Source organism: Lysinibacillus sp. FSL K6-0232, from assembly GCF_038008325.1.
Lineage (GTDB): Bacteria > Bacillota > Bacilli > Bacillales_A > Planococcaceae > Lysinibacillus.
The window spans coordinates 443,359-461,600 of record NZ_JBBOYW010000001.1 but is presented as its reverse complement, the minus strand read 5'-3'; the positions used below and the strand labels follow the sequence as shown (position 1 = coordinate 461,600).

Annotated in this window: 17 protein-coding genes; 6 read left to right on the top strand and 11 right to left on the bottom strand. The window is 38.8% G+C overall.

The features are described 5' to 3' along the window. Window positions 1-4: 4 nt before the first annotated feature. A complete protein-coding gene (locus tag MHB42_RS02195; RefSeq protein WP_340804131.1) occupies window positions 5-1,249 on the bottom strand; it encodes a Zn-dependent hydrolase in 1,245 nt (414 codons plus the stop codon). A 164-nt stretch (window positions 1,250-1,413) separates the two neighbouring features. On the opposite strand from MHB42_RS02195, the gene MHB42_RS02190 reads away from it, so the two are divergent. Next, window positions 1,414-2,310: a helix-turn-helix transcriptional regulator gene (locus MHB42_RS02190; protein WP_340804129.1), complete on the top strand. Its 897-nt coding sequence runs from the start codon at window positions 1,414-1,416 to the stop codon at window positions 2,308-2,310. A gap of 173 nt (window positions 2,311-2,483) precedes the next feature. Next, window positions 2,484-3,410 (top strand): serine O-acetyltransferase EpsC, encoded by a 927-nt coding sequence (epsC, locus tag MHB42_RS02185; protein WP_340804128.1) that lies wholly within the window; start codon window positions 2,484-2,486, stop codon window positions 3,408-3,410. A 513-nt stretch (window positions 3,411-3,923) separates the two neighbouring features. Here epsC and MHB42_RS02180 read toward each other — a convergent pair. Next, a complete protein-coding gene (locus tag MHB42_RS02180; protein WP_340804127.1) occupies window positions 3,924-4,094 on the bottom strand; it encodes a hypothetical protein in 171 nt (56 codons plus the stop codon). A gap of 547 nt (window positions 4,095-4,641) precedes the next feature. Next, window positions 4,642-4,782, bottom strand: a complete 141-nt coding sequence (locus tag MHB42_RS02175; protein WP_340804126.1) for a hypothetical protein — start codon at window positions 4,780-4,782, stop codon at window positions 4,642-4,644. A gap of 199 nt (window positions 4,783-4,981) precedes the next feature. Between MHB42_RS02175 and MHB42_RS02170 the strand changes: the two genes are divergently transcribed. Further along, window positions 4,982-5,368, top strand: coding sequence for a tyrosine-type recombinase/integrase (locus tag MHB42_RS02170; RefSeq protein ID WP_340804125.1), 387 nt, complete (start codon window positions 4,982-4,984; stop codon window positions 5,366-5,368). Window positions 5,369-5,465: 97 nt separating this feature from the next. After that, on the top strand, window positions 5,466-6,848 hold the full coding sequence (locus MHB42_RS02165; protein WP_340804124.1) for a dipeptidase: 1,383 nt from the start codon (window positions 5,466-5,468) through the stop codon (window positions 6,846-6,848). A 372-nt stretch (window positions 6,849-7,220) separates the two neighbouring features. Here the strand turns inward: MHB42_RS02165 and MHB42_RS02160 are convergent, their stop codons facing one another. Both MHB42_RS02160 and MHB42_RS02155 read right to left on the bottom strand, forming a co-directional pair. Further along, on the bottom strand, window positions 7,221-7,796 hold the full coding sequence (locus MHB42_RS02160) for a nitroreductase family protein (protein ID WP_340804122.1): 576 nt from the start codon (window positions 7,794-7,796) through the stop codon (window positions 7,221-7,223). 87 nt (window positions 7,797-7,883) lie between these two features. After that, window positions 7,884-8,378 carry an amidase domain-containing protein gene (locus MHB42_RS02155; RefSeq protein ID WP_340804121.1) on the bottom strand — a complete coding sequence of 165 codons (495 nt, stop codon included), beginning with the start codon at window positions 8,376-8,378 and terminating at the stop codon, window positions 7,884-7,886. A 179-nt stretch (window positions 8,379-8,557) separates the two neighbouring features. Here MHB42_RS02155 and MHB42_RS02150 point away from each other — a divergent pair, with 179 nt between their 5' ends. Continuing rightward, window positions 8,558-9,580: a DUF2804 domain-containing protein gene (locus MHB42_RS02150; protein WP_340804120.1), complete on the top strand. Its 1,023-nt coding sequence runs from the start codon at window positions 8,558-8,560 to the stop codon at window positions 9,578-9,580. Between the two features lie 38 nt (window positions 9,581-9,618). On the opposite strand, the gene MHB42_RS02145 is transcribed toward MHB42_RS02150, so the two are convergent. Beyond that, window positions 9,619-10,335 (bottom strand): glycerophosphodiester phosphodiesterase, encoded by a 717-nt coding sequence (locus tag MHB42_RS02145; protein ID WP_340804119.1) that lies wholly within the window; start codon window positions 10,333-10,335, stop codon window positions 9,619-9,621. A 143-nt stretch (window positions 10,336-10,478) separates the two neighbouring features. Between MHB42_RS02145 and helD the strand changes: the two genes are divergently transcribed. Next, window positions 10,479-12,707 (top strand): RNA polymerase recycling motor HelD, encoded by a 2,229-nt coding sequence (gene helD, locus MHB42_RS02140; protein WP_340804117.1) that lies wholly within the window; start codon window positions 10,479-10,481, stop codon window positions 12,705-12,707. Window positions 12,708-12,913: 206 nt separating this feature from the next. On the opposite strand, the gene MHB42_RS02135 is transcribed toward helD, so the two are convergent. From MHB42_RS02135 to MHB42_RS02115, 5 genes are all read right to left on the bottom strand, one after another. Next, the gene (locus tag MHB42_RS02135; protein ID WP_340804116.1) at window positions 12,914-13,054 is read right to left on the bottom strand and encodes a hypothetical protein; all 141 of its coding nucleotides are present in this window, start codon (window positions 13,052-13,054) and stop codon (window positions 12,914-12,916) included. A 66-nt stretch (window positions 13,055-13,120) separates the two neighbouring features. Beyond that, window positions 13,121-13,264: a hypothetical protein gene (locus MHB42_RS02130; protein WP_340804114.1), complete on the bottom strand. Its 144-nt coding sequence runs from the start codon at window positions 13,262-13,264 to the stop codon at window positions 13,121-13,123. Between the two features lie 77 nt (window positions 13,265-13,341). Further along, window positions 13,342-14,208, bottom strand: a complete 867-nt coding sequence (locus tag MHB42_RS02125; RefSeq protein WP_340804113.1) for a GNAT family N-acetyltransferase — start codon at window positions 14,206-14,208, stop codon at window positions 13,342-13,344. Window positions 14,209-14,686: 478 nt separating this feature from the next. Then, a complete protein-coding gene (locus MHB42_RS02120) occupies window positions 14,687-16,519 on the bottom strand; it encodes an ABC transporter ATP-binding protein (RefSeq protein WP_340804112.1) in 1,833 nt (610 codons plus the stop codon). Further along, window positions 16,519-18,240: an ABC transporter ATP-binding protein gene (locus tag MHB42_RS02115; RefSeq protein ID WP_340804110.1), complete on the bottom strand. Its 1,722-nt coding sequence runs from the start codon at window positions 18,238-18,240 to the stop codon at window positions 16,519-16,521. The genes MHB42_RS02120 and MHB42_RS02115 overlap by 1 nt, the downstream gene beginning before the upstream one ends. Window positions 18,241-18,242 lie beyond the last annotated feature (2 nt).

The window sequence follows — 18,242 nt, the reverse complement described above, 5'->3', positions numbered from 1 at the left end:
TAATCTACGTCTTATTTTCCAACACATCATGAACTAATCGTAAAAATGCACGAATCCCCACTTCTAGCTTTGGCTCCGGCGTATGCTCCTCCTTCGTATGCGATAATCCGCCTTCAGACATTGTAAACATCATGACAGTTGGCACAATCTTCGCCATTTCCACCGCATCATGCAAAGGACCTGAGTACATTTTTGTTGCCTCACCTGTTTCCTCCTCGACAGCATTTTCACATAGGCGAATGAACCGCTCCTCAAATAATTGTGGTGCGACCGAATAAATTTTTCGCCAACCTACCGAAACACCATTTACGCTCGCAATTTTTTCTGTCACAGCCTGTGCTTCCTTATACATCTTTTGCAAATCAGCCGCATCAATTGTACGCATGTCTAAAGAAATCGTACATTTCCCCGGCACAATTGTGACAATATCAGGCTGCACCTGCACTTGACCGACCGTGCAAACCGCCTTATATTTTAACGCAAGCTTTCTAAATTCTAATGCTGCCTCTGCCGCAGCTAAAAAGGCATCTTGACGTGTTGGCACAGGGAATGAGCCCGCATGAGCAGCCTGTCCAACAAAATCTATATAATGTCGCTCCACTCCTGCTGCACCAAATACACACGCCACATCCTTCTGCTCTTTTTCTAACACAGGTCCTTGCTCAATATGCAGCTCTAAATAGCCTATAATATTTCTTTGTAATAATTCTTGATGCGCCTGCAGCATTTTATCGGGCATCACCTGATAGGCGGATACAGCTTCTTCAAATGCAATGCCATTATTATCAGCTCTTCCTATTAGCTCCGCGATACGTAAAGAACCACTCGCCGCGGATGAGCCTAAGCAGCTATAGCCATAGCGAGCCCCTTCCTCATCTGCCCAATCAACAACATATAACGTTTTCCTTGGCTTTTGCCCCTCTGCTAAATAGCGTCTCAATGCCTCAAGCCCAGCTAATACACCAAGTGCTCCATCAAGCCAGCCACCATTTGGCACACTATCTAAATGACTACCAATAACAATTGCCTCTGCGCTCTTCCCTTCCATTTTTGTCCACACATTGCCTGCGCTATCTATTGAAATCTCTGCACCAAGTGCCTCTGCTTTTTGACGATACCAATCGCGTGCTGTTTGCCATAACGCTGTCCATGCAACACGCTGTGCTCCATGCTCATCTGAAGTCAATAAAGCGAGCTCCTTTAAATCAGCAATGACACGAACTGCACCTTGTTCTAAACTATACTTCATTGCCATTCTCCTTTTATCAAATTTAATTACAATACAAAAAGCTTAACGATCTTTTCTAAATTCGCTAAACTATTGTTATTACAACTACTATACATATAATCAAAATCTTCCTTCTATAATTTTTGTAACTATTTTTATCAAATTTGAATGAAAAGGTGATACCCATGAAATCGAAGCCAATTGCACAGAATATTTTAGATGGAACAATGTTTGAAATAACATTAACAGAGGATTTAGAGGAGCAAATAATCTATACATTTGAAGACTATGTGATTGCTTTATTTACGCAAACCTATCATCATTTACGCTCAGACTATATACCGATTCATTGGCATGATGCCCTGCAAATTGTTTGGGTATATCAAGGCACACTTGAATATCAAATTAATCATGAAATTTTAACTGTTTCAGAAAATATACTTTTACTGATTAATAAAAAACAGCTTCATAGCTCGAAAACCATTCATCAAAATACAAATGCGCTATGTATCAACTTTGACTTGAATTTTTTGCATCCAAAGCTTGTGACAGCCCATGTACAGCCATTTTTTGAAAGCAATCCATTTGCTTACTATTCGCTGCCACTATCCCCCACTCAAAAGGCGAAGCTTACTGATTGGACACAAGGCAAAAAGCCAACACTTTTTTCGGTCATCACTCTGTTAACAACACTTATTGAGCATTTACTCACACACTATGATGCGACAGTACACAATAATGAAGAACAGGAAATCGCTATTTTTAATCAAATGTTGCAATTTGTCCAAGAAAACTATCAAAATACAATTACAGTTAGCGACCTTGCCAACTGTGCACTCATTAATAAAAGTGCCTGTAATCAGCTTTTTCGTAAATATACACGCCTATCACCAATTAAGTTTGTAAACAAGCATCGACTTTATATCGCACAAGGCTTAATTTTGCATACAAATAAAGCAGTTTCTGAAATTAGCGAGGAAGTCGGCTTTAATCAAGTGAGCTATTTTGTAGAGTTATTTCGCAAAAATTATCATCTTGCCCCATTGCAATATCGCAACAAATACCGTCACGCTGCTAAATAAAGTGTCAGGAACGATCAATCATTTCGTATATAAAAAGTGATTTCTTTTGTTTTAAAGCAAAAAGAGCTACTTCAAAATTGTTATCTTGCAAATTGATGAAATCTTTTGTACCTTTATTAGAACATCAGTAATATGATAGTTTAATTACGAAATTAAAGGGGTGCAATTTTAGTATGAGTTTAAATGATTGGCTAAATGAAAAGGTGCCAGAAATTACAAATTCATTAAAGGATATTAATCGACAATATGTTGATATTGAAAATTCCATCGGCTTTGTAGGGCGCAATCAAATCTATAAAATTTTAGATAATTTCCATGAAGTGCTGTTCCCTGGCATTCATACAGCCCCACCGATTGACGATACGCGCATCAATATCGTTAGCAGCAATAAACTGCGTGAAACGGCATTGGATTTACGCGATATTATTGAAAAGGTATTAATTTATAATATGGAGTATAGCGGCCCAGAAAACTGCACGTGCCAAGAGGATGCAGATCGCATTGTGATGAACTTAATTTCGCAATTCCCGAAAATCCGTCAAATTTTACAAACGGATATTCAAGCTGCCTACAATGGTGATCCAGCAGCTCTTTCCACAGAGGAAATTTTATTAAGCTATCCATCCATCGTTGCTATATACACACATCGTATTGCACATGAGCTATACGAAATGGGTGTACCAATTGTGCCTCGTATTATGTCAGAATATGCACATAGCGTAACAGGCATCGATATTCATCCAGGAGCAACTATTGGTGAATCATTCTTTATCGACCATGGTACAGGCGTGGTAATTGGTGAAACATGTAGCATCGGCAAAAACGTTAAAATTTATCAAGGTGTCACACTAGGCGCATTAAGCTTCCCTCTTGATGAAAATGGCAATCCAATTAAAGGCATTAAGCGTCATCCAAATATCGAGGATAATGTAGTAATTTATGCGGGTGCAACCATTTTAGGCGGCGAAACAACAATTGGTCACAATTCAGTGCTGGGCAGTAATATTTGGCTTATGAATTCTATCCCACCACATTCCCGTGTCTATAACTCACCACCAACACCGAATATTAGTAGTAGTAAAGCGAAGAAAAGTGAATAATCCATTGATTCCAAAGACACTGTAGCGACAGATTACGGTGTCTTTTTATATTCACATCAATCCACATATACTATTAAAGCTTATTATTTTAACCTATTGGGGCTAAAACTGGAGTCAATTTACAATAAATACCATACAAACAATTGCTATTACGGGCTTCTGCTTGTTGGTTGTTCTATACTATTTCTATTTTTTTTGCTTTGCAAAGAGGGGCAAGAAATGGCTTAGAAAACGTTATGTATCAATGGTTATTGGCGTTTCTACTATTATATTGATTATGCATTTTGGGGCATGGAATAGCTTTAAATTGGGGCTAGTTTGGGGCTAATATCAATTGGTGGGCGTGTGTAGGAATGGGTGGGTTTTCATGAGTTGGGCAAGTTATCTCAACCTTTATATACATTGCTTATTTTTGTATTTTTATAAAAAAATTAAAACGAGTCCAGTTCAATACCGAACTTGTTTTACCCAAGCTGCCTCATGAAATAACTATGTCTAGCTTTTAGGGTCACTTCACATTTCATGAATCATCTGATAATAAGGGTTGCTTACAGCTACATCTTTGAATGCATTCGTAGCAAGTACAACAGCATTTTTCGCTTCTACTTGCGTAACAGGCATAGTTAAAGCAGGCATTGCTATGGTAGTTGCTAGCATCGCTAAATATAGTTTATTTTTCTTCAATTCGATTGCCTCCTTATCATTTATTTACAAATTTAGTATCATCTTATAATGTCTTCATAATAGATAGCAAGAAATTGCCTATAAAACTTTTTTAGGGGAAACAACAGAAGTAATGCCAAAAAACATAAGCGAAATAGAAATAGGCAACCAATTTATCGTTTTCCGACAGCAGACTCCCACTTCAAGAAGTGTTAGCGAGTAAATGGGGATAGTTCAAGAGATTTCCTATCACTATTATAAAGTACAGAGCAAGTTCTACTAGAATAAAAACACTAACCATCATTTCATATATAAAAGAAAACAAGGAATAACTACATATAAAGGCATCCGCTCCTGAGAGTAAATACCTTTTACACGAATAACCATCGCTAATATCACGTATACTATTAAAGCCTTGACGGTTTAACCTGTTGGGGTTAATATAGTGGTAGTAAGATTCTTGTCGTGAGAATCGCATGTAGTGCAACGTCCAAGTGGCTCTTGGGCGTTTTTTTATTTATTCAAAAGAAAACACCACCCAGTAAAAATACTGAATGGCGCTTTCTGTTTACAGCATCATACGAAAGAAACGATAAACGGTATCAATTGCACGAAATAAATCCGCTGCGTATCGAAAGATGGCTAGTCTTTCTTCACGCTGTTTCTCTCTTTTAGCCTTGCTCTTTTCTTGTCGTGATAACTTATGCATGTAGTGCACCTCCTTTCGAAAAAGGAGTCAGCTAGATGCTGCGTACTTATTGTAGCATGTACATACTTCTCGTCAATGTAACTTTTTTGAGAGCAGTCTTTGCATTCGATACGACCGCACTAAAAGCACCTATTCTTTAAGAACGGGTGCTTTTGCTATTTTATACTCAAAAGGTCGAATTAATTATTAAAAGCTGTCTATGGATTTGCTGTGTATTCAGGAAGCGGATGCTTTTGTTATGTGTACGCTCAACATTGAACTGACCTCTTTTATATGGAAGTGGATATTTATCAACAGCTATGAGGAGCCTGTGCATGATCAAACCTTTTATATGATGCTGAAGCGAGTACAGTTGCAGGCAAAGCTAGTAGATGAGGATGGCAGCCCTAAAATTTCGTTACATGGCTTACGACACACCCACGCTACAATACTTTTAAACAATGGGCAAAATGTAAAAGTGATTGCTGAACGTATAGGAAATACGCCTAACATGGTCATGAACACATACGGTCATGTAATGAAGGAATTAGAGCAGGAATCAGTGACCGTCTTTAGCGCAAGCTTGGCAACTGGGGCTAACTCTTAATAAATAGCTCCCAAACCATTGATATATTGGGCTTCCTCAGGCAGGTTGTGCTATACTATTTCCATTATCGAAATACTTAGGAAAGAGGGCTTCTATCATGACAAACTTACAGCAATTAGATGCTTATTTTGCGGAGCATCGTGAGGCACATTTAGAAGAATTAAAGGAATTTTTACGCATTCCAAGCATTAGTTCTTTATCTGAGCATAAGGAAGATATTCAGCATGCTGCAAAATGGCTAGCGGGTGCATTTGAAAAACTAAATCTTGAAAATATCTCTATTATGGAAACAGAGGGACATCCTGTTGTCTATGCGGATTGGTTACACGCAGAGGACAAGCCAACGATTTTGTTTTATGGTCACTACGATGTACAGCCTGTTGACCCATTACATTTATGGGAAAGTGAACCATTTAACCCATCAATTCGTGATAATAAATTATTTGCTCGTGGTGCTAGTGATGATAAAGGGCAAGTGTTTATGCATTTAAAAATGATCGAGGCTTTATTTGCTACAACAGGCACGCTACCTGTGAATGTGAAATTTATTTATGAAGGTGAAGAGGAGATTGGCAGCCCTCACCTACCTGCCTTTGTTGAACAGCATAAGGAAAAGTTAGCAGCAGATTTAATTTTAATTTCTGATACTGGGCTATATGGTCCTGGTAAGCCTGCGGTATGCTATGGGCTGCGCGGTTTAACAGGCATTCAAATTGATATTCGTGGTGCTAAAGGAGATTTACACTCTGGTCTTTATGGTGGCGGCGTTCAAAATGCTATCCATGCTTTAACAGAAATTTTAGCATCCTTCCGTGATGAGCATGGCACAATCCAAGTTGAAGGCTTTTATGACAAAGTATTGCCATTAACAGAGGAAGAGCGTGAGGCTTATCGTGCCCTTGGCTTTGATGAGGAGGCTGTGAAACAGGAAGTGGGCGTCCAAGAATTATTTGGTGAGCCTGGATTCTCTTATTTAGAACGTACTTGGGCTCGTCCAACATTAGAGGTGAACGGTGTATTTGGTGGCTTCTCAGGTGAAGGGATTAAAACGGTATTACCTGCTGAGGCTGGCGCTAAAATTACATGTCGTCTTGTGCCAAATCAAGAGCCAGACGAGATTGTGACACTTTTAAAAGCACATGTTGAAAAGCATAAGCCTGCTGGTGTAGAAGTAACGATTTCTGAATTTGATAAAGGGCGTCCATTCTTAACACCTTTCGACCATCCATTTATCCAAGCGGCTGGACGTTCTTATGAAAAAGTGTATAATGTCCCAACTGCCTATACACGTGGTGGAGGCTCTATTCCAATTGTAGCTGCATTTGATGAAATTTTAGAATTGCCTGTGGTGTTAATGGGCTTTGGGTTATCAAGCGAAAACTTCCATGCACCAAATGAACACTTCCATTTAGAAAACTTTGATAAAGGCTTACGTGTGTTAAGCGATTATTTATACGAAGTTGCAGAATTACAAAAATAATCAATTACACCCCAGCGTAATTGTACCTGTCGCTAATGCTTTCGGTACATAAAGCATCTGCCGCTGACGCTTCACTTTCGCGCAGATAAAACAATACGCTCGGATTTTTCGAGTTCATGCGAAAAGCTTCTCACCAAAATCCGTAACAATGTTTGCTATACTGAAAGCGCCAGCGTCAGGTATATCCACTGGGGCTTTATCTTGGTTCAGTGGGCGTTTGGACACTCACTGAACTGAAGTGACACTCGTCCCCCCTCCCTACAGAAGAAGGGGCTTCTGTATCTATCTCTTCGCTTTCGATACAAAAAAAGTTTGCTGAACCAAGATAAACAAATCCCTTCGCAGCTCATTTGCGAAGGGATTTTCTTTTCACTATTGCTTACCAAAAATTGTTACAATTTCTGCCGCTGCTTTACGTTCTTTTCCTTTTGGTACTTCATCAAAATAACCAAGTTGCAGCATGGCAATCACACGCTCACCTGGCTGTACCTTTAAGGCTTCACGGAATTTAGGCTGATCTAAGAAAGCTGGTGTTTTCCAGCAAGACCCTATGCCTCTATCCCACGCTAGCAGTTGAATATTTTGAATAAAGATGCTTGCTGCTGCATAATCCTCTAAGCGCTCTTTTTGACGCACATCCTCTGGTACAATGACAAAGGCATAGCCTCCAGGAGTTGTAAACTTCTCCATTTGCTTCGCCAATGTTTCATGCGATAGCTCCTGCCATTTTGGAATTGCTAAATCGCGCAATAATTCATGCAGCTTTGTTAATTCCTCACCACATGCAACAACTAAACGCCAAGGCTCACGGTTGCCATGGTTTGGCGCCCATACAGCATCATCAATAATAGCGAGTAAATCCTCACGATCTACAGGCTGACCATTAAATTTTTTAATGGAACGACGTTGAATAATGGCATCTCTCACAGATAAAAATTGTTCACTCATATCCCCATTCTCCTTCTACCCTAAGACAATTTTTCTTTTCTACCTTTCACAGTATCATAAATTCCTATGCTTTAAAACTATCTCTTTTTAAGCAAAGCTATCGTCTATATGGTAGAAAAAATAAGTCATATTTGGCGTATAAGCAGTAGAATCCTCATAAAAATACGGTCGATGAATGCTATCTGAAGTATGAGCATTCACATAAGGGATACCATTTTGAATACTTGTTACAATTACCGAATGATCAATTCTCCCATTTCCTTGAAAATCATAAAAAATAATATCGCCAAGCTCTAACTCCTGTGCAGATTGTACACGTCTACCCTTTAAACCAGTTGTAGACCCTTCTAAGTACCATCTTAATGAATGGGCAACAGACCAGCTAAAGCTCCAATTTCCTTGTTGAATCCACCAACCTTTCTCTCGATTCGGCGCTCCTCGCATCGGTGCACCCCCTGCACGTAAACATTGAGAAATATAGTTCGTACAATCTACATCAAAGTTTGGAAAAGCTGGATTACGTTTATCCCACCAATAATTAGCATATTGTACAGCAGCTTGCCTATTATACACTTTTGCCATACACCTCCCCATGTCATCATATGTCTATTAAGAGCATTCTATTAGTTAGGCCCTTACTCATATTCTTACTAAAAGTACGGGATATTCAGCACGATCCTTTCCATTTTCCAAAGCATTTTTGCTACAATAAAAATAACAGAACAATCAAATTTATCTTATGACTAGAAGGGATGTTGAATGTGAAGCAGCATGCTGAGAAAGAAATTTTACAGCCTACTTTTTTATGCGATAAAAAAGGTAACTTAAATCCAGCAGCCATTGGATTTGCGCGCAAGCCTCTTATTTATAGCAATTTAAGCGGTCATATTATGCGCAAAAAGAAATGGAACTATTGGTGTGTCTTCGGTGACGAAATCCTATTTTCTGCTACGATTAGTCATCTAGATTACGCAGCGGTCTGCTTCGTTTATTTTCTTGAATATGAAACACAGCGCTATTTTGAAAAAACAATAACTATTCCCTTCGGTGGCAAATTAAAAATGCCTACACAAGTTTTAGAATCTGTATCATTTAAAAATAGTGAAATGATGATTGATATGTCCTATGCACAAAATGCGACCCATTTGTCCGTTTCGATCCCTAATTTTGATGGAGATATTTTGCGTGCAAAGCTTATTATTCAGCATCCCCCAACAGATGAAACCTTAAATGTAGTCATTCCTTGGAATCGAAAAACATTTCAATTTACAGGCAAGCATCATATCCTCCCTACTTCGGGTGTTGTTACAATCGGTACTCGCCGTTTCCTATTCTCACCTGAAGAAAGTTTTGCTGTGTTAGATTATGGGCGTGGTGTCTGGCCTCGTGATGCTCTATGGAATTGGGGAATGGCCTCTCAACGGGTTCGTGGAAGACGCATCGGGCTTAATTTAGGTGGTAAATGGACAGATGGCACTGGTATGACGGAAAATGCTGTTTTTGTTGATGGTAAAATGACCAAAATACATGAGGATTTGATTTTTCAATATGATCGAGAGGATTATATGCAGCGATGGAAAGTGAAAACAAAATTTTCGAAGCAAGTTTCATTAACATTTTCACCATTTTTTGAACGTGTAGCCCACACAAATGCAAAGCTTGTTAAATCGAAGGTACATCAATTATTTGGTTATTACGATGGTACAATTTTACTTGATAATGGCGAAACATTAATTATTCAGCAAATGCTTGGCTGTATTGAGGAACATCATGCAAAATGGTAATGGAAGCGTTGAATGACTAACGCTTCCATTCAGTCATTCTAACGTAAAGCCTCCAATATTTGTACTGGATCATCAGTAAATATCCCCTGTATCCCAAGCTGCTGTAAGCGCCGAGCTTCCTGCTTAGTATTCACGGTATATACACGTACAATTGCCCCTTCAGCAAGGGCTAGTTTTATTGATTTACGAAATGCTGTTGGTACATGGACATGCAACGCTTTAGCTGGTATAAGAGCAATATACGTTGTAAAATCCACAAGTACCTCTGCAAACAATGGTGCAATATCAATATATGGTGCGATTTGAGCAACCGTTTGTAATGATTCATGATTAAAGGAGGAAATAATAACTCTCTCTATCATTTGATGGGTAGCAATTTCCTTTAGCACAAGTGCTTCAATGCCTTCATATGCAAAGACATCTGTTTTCAGTTCAATGTTAATGCGATGGTTTGTACCTGCAAAAAGCTCTAATACTTCCCCCAAGGTTGGAATACTTTCATCCTCATATTGTGGTGAAAACCACGAACCAAAATCAAATATTCGTAATTGCTGTAATGTCAAATCCTTTACATAGCCAGAGCCATTAGAGGTGCGATCTATTGTTTCATCATGAATCACTACTACCTCTCGATCTGCTGTTAGATGTACATCTAACCCAATCCCTGCAATGGGAAGTTTCGCTGCTGCTTGAAATGCTGCGATTGTATTTTCAGGGTAATGTGCCGAAACACCTCTATGTGCAAAGATATCCAAATGCATAAGCCTCCTCTATTGTCATTTCCACCTCAACATAATCATAACATCATCAGCTTTTTAGCTTTCGCTTGATGGGCTTACTTATATATAGTAGTATGGTAATCTACTTTGAAATTGTAAGTACCTAGGAGGTGCTAAAAATGACTGTACAACATCCAGATTTTCAAGCTGAAGTGGAGCGGTTAGCATATACCAAAAGTTATATGCAACAAATCTTACATGAATCACAAAGAGATTTACGATCTGCTCAAGAAAATATTCGTCAATCGATGGCAGACCTTGATTATCTTGATTCAAGTTTAAGTTATCTAAATATCTTAGCGAATGCCAGATTTTTCGAAATGGCTCGTACGCAAAAGGAAGGTTTAGAAGCCATTCAAAAGAAGCCATACTTCGCTAGAATCCATTTTCAAAAAACGGGTGACCCTGAAGAATTCCTCTATATAGGGAAAACCTCTCTATTTCATCGAGAAACACATGAGCCTATTATTGTTGACTGGCGTTCACCTGTAGCAAATGTCTATTATGATGGCCGTCTTGGTGATATGGAATATGACGTGCGTGGCGAAATTCATAAAGGTCATCTCTTTGCAAAAAGGCAATACAAAATCGAAAATGGCGAATTACTCGATATTCGTGATATTGACTTAACAACAAATGATGAACTGCTCCAAGAGGCACTAGCAGGTAAAGCAGATGTTCGGCTAACCGAAATTGTTTCAACGATTCAAAAGGAGCAAAATGATATTATTCGCGCTCATTTACGTCAGCCAATTATTGTCCAAGGTGCAGCAGGCAGTGGAAAAACAACGATTGCACTACACCGAATATCCTATTTCCTCTACACAATGGGCGAACACTTCAACCCTGAGCAGCTCATGATTTTAGCACCTAATAAGTTATTTATTGATTATATAGGCGATGTTTTGCCAGAGCTCGGCGTTGATAAAATTTGCCAAACTACTTTTACAGAATACGTTCTTGCTGCCACAAAGCTAAAGCTAAAACTTCAAAACCCAAATGAACAGTTAGAATCGCTTGTAGCTGGCGAAACAAACCCATCAACTGCATGGATTACGGAAGTAAAAGGTTCACTTTATTATCGTGATATGGTTGAACGCTACGTTCAAAAAATAGAGCAAGCCATTGCAGAACAATTTGAAGATGTTTATATCGAAAAATACCGTATTATGCGTGCCTCTCATCTTAAAAAGCTCTTTTTATATGAATTTGCTTATATGCCTATCGAAAAACGGCTTGCCCATATTAAAAAGGTGTTAGCCAGCCATGTTCGTCAAAAAAAGCAAGTAATTTTAGCTACACTTCATAAAAAATACGATGAAGCATTAGGTAAAGCTTTAAATGGTATTCGAGATGATGACAAACGTCGACGTGTTGTTACAAAGTTTATTGATGAACGCGATGAACGAATTCCCGCGATTGAAAAAGAGGCAAAATCAACAGCAACCACTTATATGCGCCGCTTTGCTAAGCACAATATCAAAACGCTCTATCGTAACCTGCTTACGAATACAGAACTTTTAGCAGAGCTTGCCCCTGAATGGCATTATCTTGAACAGCAGCAGTTTTTGCAGGCACATCGTAAAGAGCAATGGGCACTCGAAGATTTAGCCGCACTTTATTATTTGCAGGCACGACTAAAAGGTATTGCAGATGAATGGAAAATGCGTGTTGTTTTTATTGATGAAGTACAGGACTACAGCCTATTCCAGCTTGCGGCTTTAAAAGCAGGTCTTGATACAGATATGTTTACAATGGTTGGTGATTTAGCTCAAGGTATTCATAGCTATCGTTCGCTCACTTCATGGGAGCCTGTCCAAAATTTATTTCCTCGCGCAAGCTTCCGCACATTACAAAAAAGCTATCGAACAACCATTGAAATTATGGAAGTTGCTAACCAAATTTTAGCGCAAATGGATGAACAGCTTCCATTAGTGGAGCCGGTTGTTCGCCATGGCAATATGCCAAGCTTTATTCAAGCAAAGACATTTGATGCCTTACAAATTAAAGATATTTTTAACACGATTCGTCAGCACGGACATCGTTCAGTTGCTTTAATTTGTAAAACGACTGCTGAAGCAATCGCAATGCAACAGGCACTTACCAATCATCATATCGCCTCACAGCTATTAACAGAAAATGAAACAATCAATCAGGATATGCTGCTTGTTGTGCCAAGCCATCTTGCCAAAGGGCTAGAATTTGATGCGGTAATTGTTGCTGCCTTTGACACCCCTTTTTACGATACAGCCATTGATCGAAAGCTACTGTATGTTGCCCTAACACGAGCAATGCATGAGCTTTATTTAATCGGCCCATCCAAACGTCTATTTTTGTTGGAGAGCTAGATAGCTTCATATAATGTAATCTTTATATTGATAACGGAGGTAATGCCACAAATTACAGTGACCTAGCCTCTGTTTCGCTTCTACTACCTCCTAGCAAACAAGTTGTAAGATAAAGAGCTTCCCACATACTCCGTATAATAAGCCCTTGCTTATTACATAGAAATACCAATTATTATTTAGATTACTATATTAATTAAAGCGAATGATTATAATTTAATAAAGCCCTCCATTTGTGGTGCTAGCCACTTATCTTTATGATAGAATAGCTGCTGCCATAAATTTATCGAACAAGCCTCTACATTTTTCTTTAATGCCGTTGTTATTACAGGTTTTTTAAATTTCTTCACCTAAGCGATAAAAAGCTTCTCTACACTACCTCTTTTTCGTAGTAGAGAAGCTTTTTATTTCGATCATCATTTTCTCGGCGGCAGCTTATAAAACTTACCTTTTGATAAATAGGCTTTTACTACCTTCCACCATGAACGAGGAGCTTCCTGTGGAGGAGATTTCTTTTTTGGCAATGCTGGCATGCGCATAATCACGACTCCCTTCATCATCCTTATTAATACTATATGAAGATAGTTCGCAAATATGATAAAAAGGCGAGAAGCTCATGCTACCCCCCGCCTTTTGGCTATTGTTTTACATAATAATCAATTTGCTGTGCTTTCATAAAGCCAGCCTTTTCATAAACAGATAATGCTTTTTTATTGTCAATCTCTACATCCAGCATGACAAACTTTGCACCAACTTTACTCGCATAATCCTTTGAAAATGCTAATAATGCCGTGCCAATGCCTTGTCCTTCATACTGTGGATGAACAGCAAGTGCAGTTACCCATTGAATTTCATTTTCCTGCGCTGTTGTCACCGTTCCAACAACCTCACCAGCTCGATAGGCAACCCAAAGCTCTCGCCCATTTGTGGATGTATTAAAAGCAATTAGCTCTTCCGATTCTTCAGGTAAATCTCCAAAGGCTGCGCTATAAATTGCTATTAGTGCTACCTGCTCATCACGATATGGCTGAATATAAATATCCTGTTGTAATGCTACAGGCTCTGCTTTTGTTTCTAAAGTTGCTTCAGAAAAGCTATACGTATAACCTTTATTTTCAATAAATATTTGACCATAAGGCGAGCCATCAATAACAACCGCTAATTGTCCCTCTGCCCCTCTAGCTTCTAGTCCCACTTGTATCCCTTCAACTAATACTGTACCAATGCCCATTTGTCGATATGCAGGTGTTACAACAAGTGACCATTCATATGTATGGAGTCCCATCAAATCAATAGCACTCGCAGCACCAACTAGCACATCCTTTTCATCTTCGTATGCAAGCACCATAAAGCCCTTTGATTCGAAAGAGCCAGCCATCGGTATATTCATAATTGTTTCATATACACGATAATCATGGATTGTCGCTTCTTCACATAATAATTTTAATTCCTTCAGTGTTTCTCCATCTAATGGAAAGGACACTGTCATTACTGAAATGTTCATCCTCTACTCCGTTTCCGCCACAGACTATTGCCCTATTGTCATATTAACAAAATTAATCAATATCTTTTATTAATCAAAATTTTACTCTAATTTAGTCAATAATAAAAGGATTTATACTATTATCAATTATTAAAACAACCGAATTTTACTAGACAATAATCATTCTATCTAATTTTAAAAAGGAAAATTTAAGCTAATTTGCTTAGCTATTTCAAAACTGTAGTCTATCAATATTTTACCATAACTAATAGGGAGAACGTTTTATCATATAATATAAAAGCTTCCCCTCAAACAGTCACACATACCTCACTCCAAGCACAAAATACATTTATTGTTTATTTTAAACAATTATAACATCCAATCAAGTTCATGCATCACCAAAATTTGACTGTTGCTATATTGTAAAATACGAATAAGAGAAGGTGTGTCTATAAAGTTACGTTAAGACACACCCTCCCGATAAAAAAGCTTCTGGTATTTATTCTTCAAGATGATGGTTGGAGGACTGCAACATTTGTGCATAAAGACCGCCTGATTCGATTAGTTTGAGCTGAGGGCCAGCTTCCACCAGCTCTCCTTTTTGCATAACAAGAACTATATCGGCATTATGCACAGTATTTAAACGGTGTGCAATGACAAAACTTGTACGACCTTGCATTAATGTATTAAGAGCCTCTTGAATTGCCATCTCTGTTACTGTATCAATACTGCTTGTAGCCTCATCCAATAATAAAATTTTTGGATCGGCAATTAGCGCTCTTGCAATAGAAAGCAATTGCTTTTGCCCCTGTGAAATTTCACGCCCATCTGCAGCAAGAATCGTATCGTAGCCATCCTTCAGCTTCATAATAAAATCATGTGCATTTGCACGCTTAGCCGCTTCCTCTATTTCCGTATCACTTGCATCCAGCCGACCATAGCGTATATTTTCACGCACAGACGCCTCAAATAAAAATGGGTCTTGTAAGACAAAAGCCATTTGTGAGCGCAGTGCTTGACGGTCAATATGCTGAACATTTACCCCATCAAATAATACTTCACCCTTTGTTACCTCATAGAATCGTGCAAGCAACTGTAAAATGGTTGTTTTACCAGCTCCAGTTGCCCCAACAAGTGCGACTGTTTGACCTGGTTCCACATTAAAATGAACATCCTTTAATGTGTATGCTTCTTCTTCCTGCTCATATTTAAAATATACATGTTTAAATGTCACTTGCCCCAGAAGCTGATGCTTTTGTACAGAAGCCGTTTCTTTTTCAGGCTGCTCATCAAGTAAGGCAAATACCCGCTCTGCACCTGCAATAGCTGATAGCACTGTATTAAATTGATTTGCTAAATCATTTAATGGACGTGTGAATTGCCTTGCATATTCCGTGAAAATAACAATAACTCCTATTGACACATGCCCATACAATGCAAGCACGCCGCCTATACCTGCAACAATGGTAAAGCTCATATTATTTAAAAAGTTCATGACCTTTGGAATATAGCCTGAGTATGTTTGCGCCCAAAAGCCCGTTCTTTTTAAACGCAAGCTTTTGTCACGAAACTCTGCCTTCATACGTTCCTCTTGTGAAAAAGCCTTAACGATTCGCTGTCCTGAAATTGTTTCCTCTATCATGCCATTCAAAGCGCCCATTGCCGCTTGTTGCTCTTTAAACAATGGGGATGTACGCCTTGTAATCCAACGCATTGCCCAAAACATCACAGGAATAATGGTCATTGTAAGCACTGTTAATAATGGACTTAGGCTTAGCATAATAATCACGGTTCCGCCAAGTGTTAATACACTTGAAAATACCTGAATAAACGAGCTATTTAATGTAGAGCTAACTGCTTCAATATCATTTGTCATACGGCTCATTAATTCTCCATGCTGTCGGCGATCAAAAAACGCAATTGGCAGTCGCTGAAAATGAGCAAATACACTTGTACGTAGCCGATAGATTGTTTGCTGTGCTATCCCAATCATCCAATAATTTTGTAGAAACAATGCAATGGCTAATAGCGCATAAATACCAACTAATAGGATAATGCCCTTGCCTAGGCCTGTAAGCTCTCCATGCATCACATATTGATCAATCATTTGACCGATTAAGTAGGGACCTAGTAAAGCTAATATGGAGCTAAGTAAAACAAGCAAAAGAACGATCATTAACAGCATTCGTTGCTCATCAACAATTTTCCATAATCGTAGCAATGTGTTTTTCGAATTTGCTGCACGAGGGCCTTTCTTTTTCTTCACACTCTGCTGCAAATCCTCTTTCGTTAAAATTGGCTCATAGCCAAAAGGCTTCTGGAAAAATCCCATTATTCCTCCACCTCCTGTTGAGAGATTGCAATTTTTTTATAGAGTGTTGACGTTTGTAAAAGCTCTTCATGTGTGCCATACGCGACTACTTTACCAGCGTCAATTAATAAAATGCGGTCTGCACCTTTCGCTGTGCGAATTTTTTGCGTAACAACAAGCATCGTTGCCCTTTCCTCACTCAATGCCTCCCATAATGCCTGCTCCGTTTTCACATCTAACGCACTTGTGCTATCATCAAGCATTAAAATATGCCCTTTTCTTAGCAGCGCTCTAGCAATGGATAATCTTTGCTTTTGCCCACCTGATAAATTAACACCCTTTTGTCCAACCTTAGTGTCATAGCCATGCGGAAAATCTTCAACAGCAGCATGTATTTGTGCCTGCATTGTTGCCTGAAGGACCGCATCCATATTTGCCTGCGTATCTCCCCAACGTACATTATCTGCAATGCTACCTGTAAACAATAATGATTGCTGAGGCACATAGCCAATAATTTCTCGCAATTCTTGTAAATCCCATTGCCTCACATCTTGCCCCTCCACCAATATTCTTCCCTCTGTCACCTCATAAAAACGAGGAATAAGCTGTAGTAGTGTTGATTTACCAGCACCTGTTGCACCCATAATCGCCAGCTTTTCACCTGACTTCACCCGAAAATTTATGTTAGACAGAACAGGCTTATCTCCTTCTGGATATGTAAAACTAACATGTTCAAATGCTAGCTCTCCATAATTTGTAGGATGAGCTGCCTCCTGCGACAATGCTGTATCCTCCACTGCATTTTCCATTGAAAGCACCTCTGCCATACGTTCTGCAGAAGCTTTTGCACGAGCGTAAAAGATAATAATAAACGCAAACATAGAAAACGAACCTGTCATGCGCATTGCATAGTTAACGATAGCGACAATATCGCCAAGTGGTGTAGTACCTGCAGCAATTTGCTTTGTGCCAAACCACAATACGGCTAATAGGCTAATATTCATAATAAATAAAAGCACAGGCATAATATATTCCATTGTTCGTAAAGCTTTAACAGTATCAATTTTTAAGCGGGCAGCAACTTTATCAAAGCGGGCAGCTTCATAGGTTCCTCGTAAATAGGCTTTTACTAAGCGTATCGCCTGTAAATTCTCCTGAAGCACTCTATTTAATCGATCCACCCTCTTCTGCACACGCCCAAAGTAAGACACACCCTTTGCTACCATAAAAACAAGAAAAATAAATATAATTGGTGCGCCTATCACTAAAAATAAGGCTAATTTTGCATTTACAACAAAGGCCATTATAATGCTGCCGATAACTGCAAGTGGCGCACGCAGCATAATACGTAAGCTCATAAATAGCACAGTTTGCACTTGGGTTACATCATTTGTTAGCCTTGTAATTAAAGATGCCGTTGAAAACTTTTGATAGGTTGCTAATGTAAAGGATTGAATCTTATCAAACATGGCATTTCGTAAATCATAGGAAAAGCTTTGAGCTGTATGGGATGAAAAATATGAATTAATAATCCCTGCCATAAAAGCAAGTAATGATAAGGCAAGTAAAGCAGCCCCCCATTGTACAATCATGCCCTGATTTTGAGCCCGTACGCCTTCATCAATGATTTTTGCCATAATAAGTGGCTGTACAAGCTCTACAAATAATTCCACAAGCATTAAACATAGCGCAAAAATAGCTGTCCATTTATATGGCTTTACATAGGAAAAAATTTCTTTCACAT

Coding starts and splice junctions, on each gene's coding strand:
- MHB42_RS02195 (WP_340804131.1), bottom strand. CDS start 1,249: ATGAAGTATAGTTTAGAACAAGGTGCAGTTCGTGTCATTGCTGATTTA.
- MHB42_RS02190 (WP_340804129.1), top strand. CDS start 1,414: ATGAAATCGAAGCCAATTGCACAGAATATTTTAGATGGAACAATGTTT.
- epsC (WP_340804128.1), top strand. CDS start 2,484: ATGAGTTTAAATGATTGGCTAAATGAAAAGGTGCCAGAAATTACAAAT.
- MHB42_RS02175 (WP_340804126.1), bottom strand. CDS start 4,782: ATGCATAAGTTATCACGACAAGAAAAGAGCAAGGCTAAAAGAGAGAAA.
- MHB42_RS02170 (WP_340804125.1), top strand. CDS start 4,982: ATGGATTTGCTGTGTATTCAGGAAGCGGATGCTTTTGTTATGTGTACG.
- MHB42_RS02165 (WP_340804124.1), top strand. CDS start 5,466: ATGACAAACTTACAGCAATTAGATGCTTATTTTGCGGAGCATCGTGAG.
- MHB42_RS02160 (WP_340804122.1), bottom strand. CDS start 7,796: ATGAGTGAACAATTTTTATCTGTGAGAGATGCCATTATTCAACGTCGT.
- MHB42_RS02155 (WP_340804121.1), bottom strand. CDS start 8,378: ATGGCAAAAGTGTATAATAGGCAAGCTGCTGTACAATATGCTAATTAT.
- helD (WP_340804117.1), top strand. CDS start 10,479: ATGACTGTACAACATCCAGATTTTCAAGCTGAAGTGGAGCGGTTAGCA.
- MHB42_RS02130 (WP_340804114.1), bottom strand. CDS start 13,264: ATGATGAAGGGAGTCGTGATTATGCGCATGCCAGCATTGCCAAAAAAG.
- MHB42_RS02125 (WP_340804113.1), bottom strand. CDS start 14,208: ATGAACATTTCAGTAATGACAGTGTCCTTTCCATTAGATGGAGAAACA.
- MHB42_RS02120 (WP_340804112.1), bottom strand. CDS start 16,519: ATGGGATTTTTCCAGAAGCCTTTTGGCTATGAGCCAATTTTAACGAAA.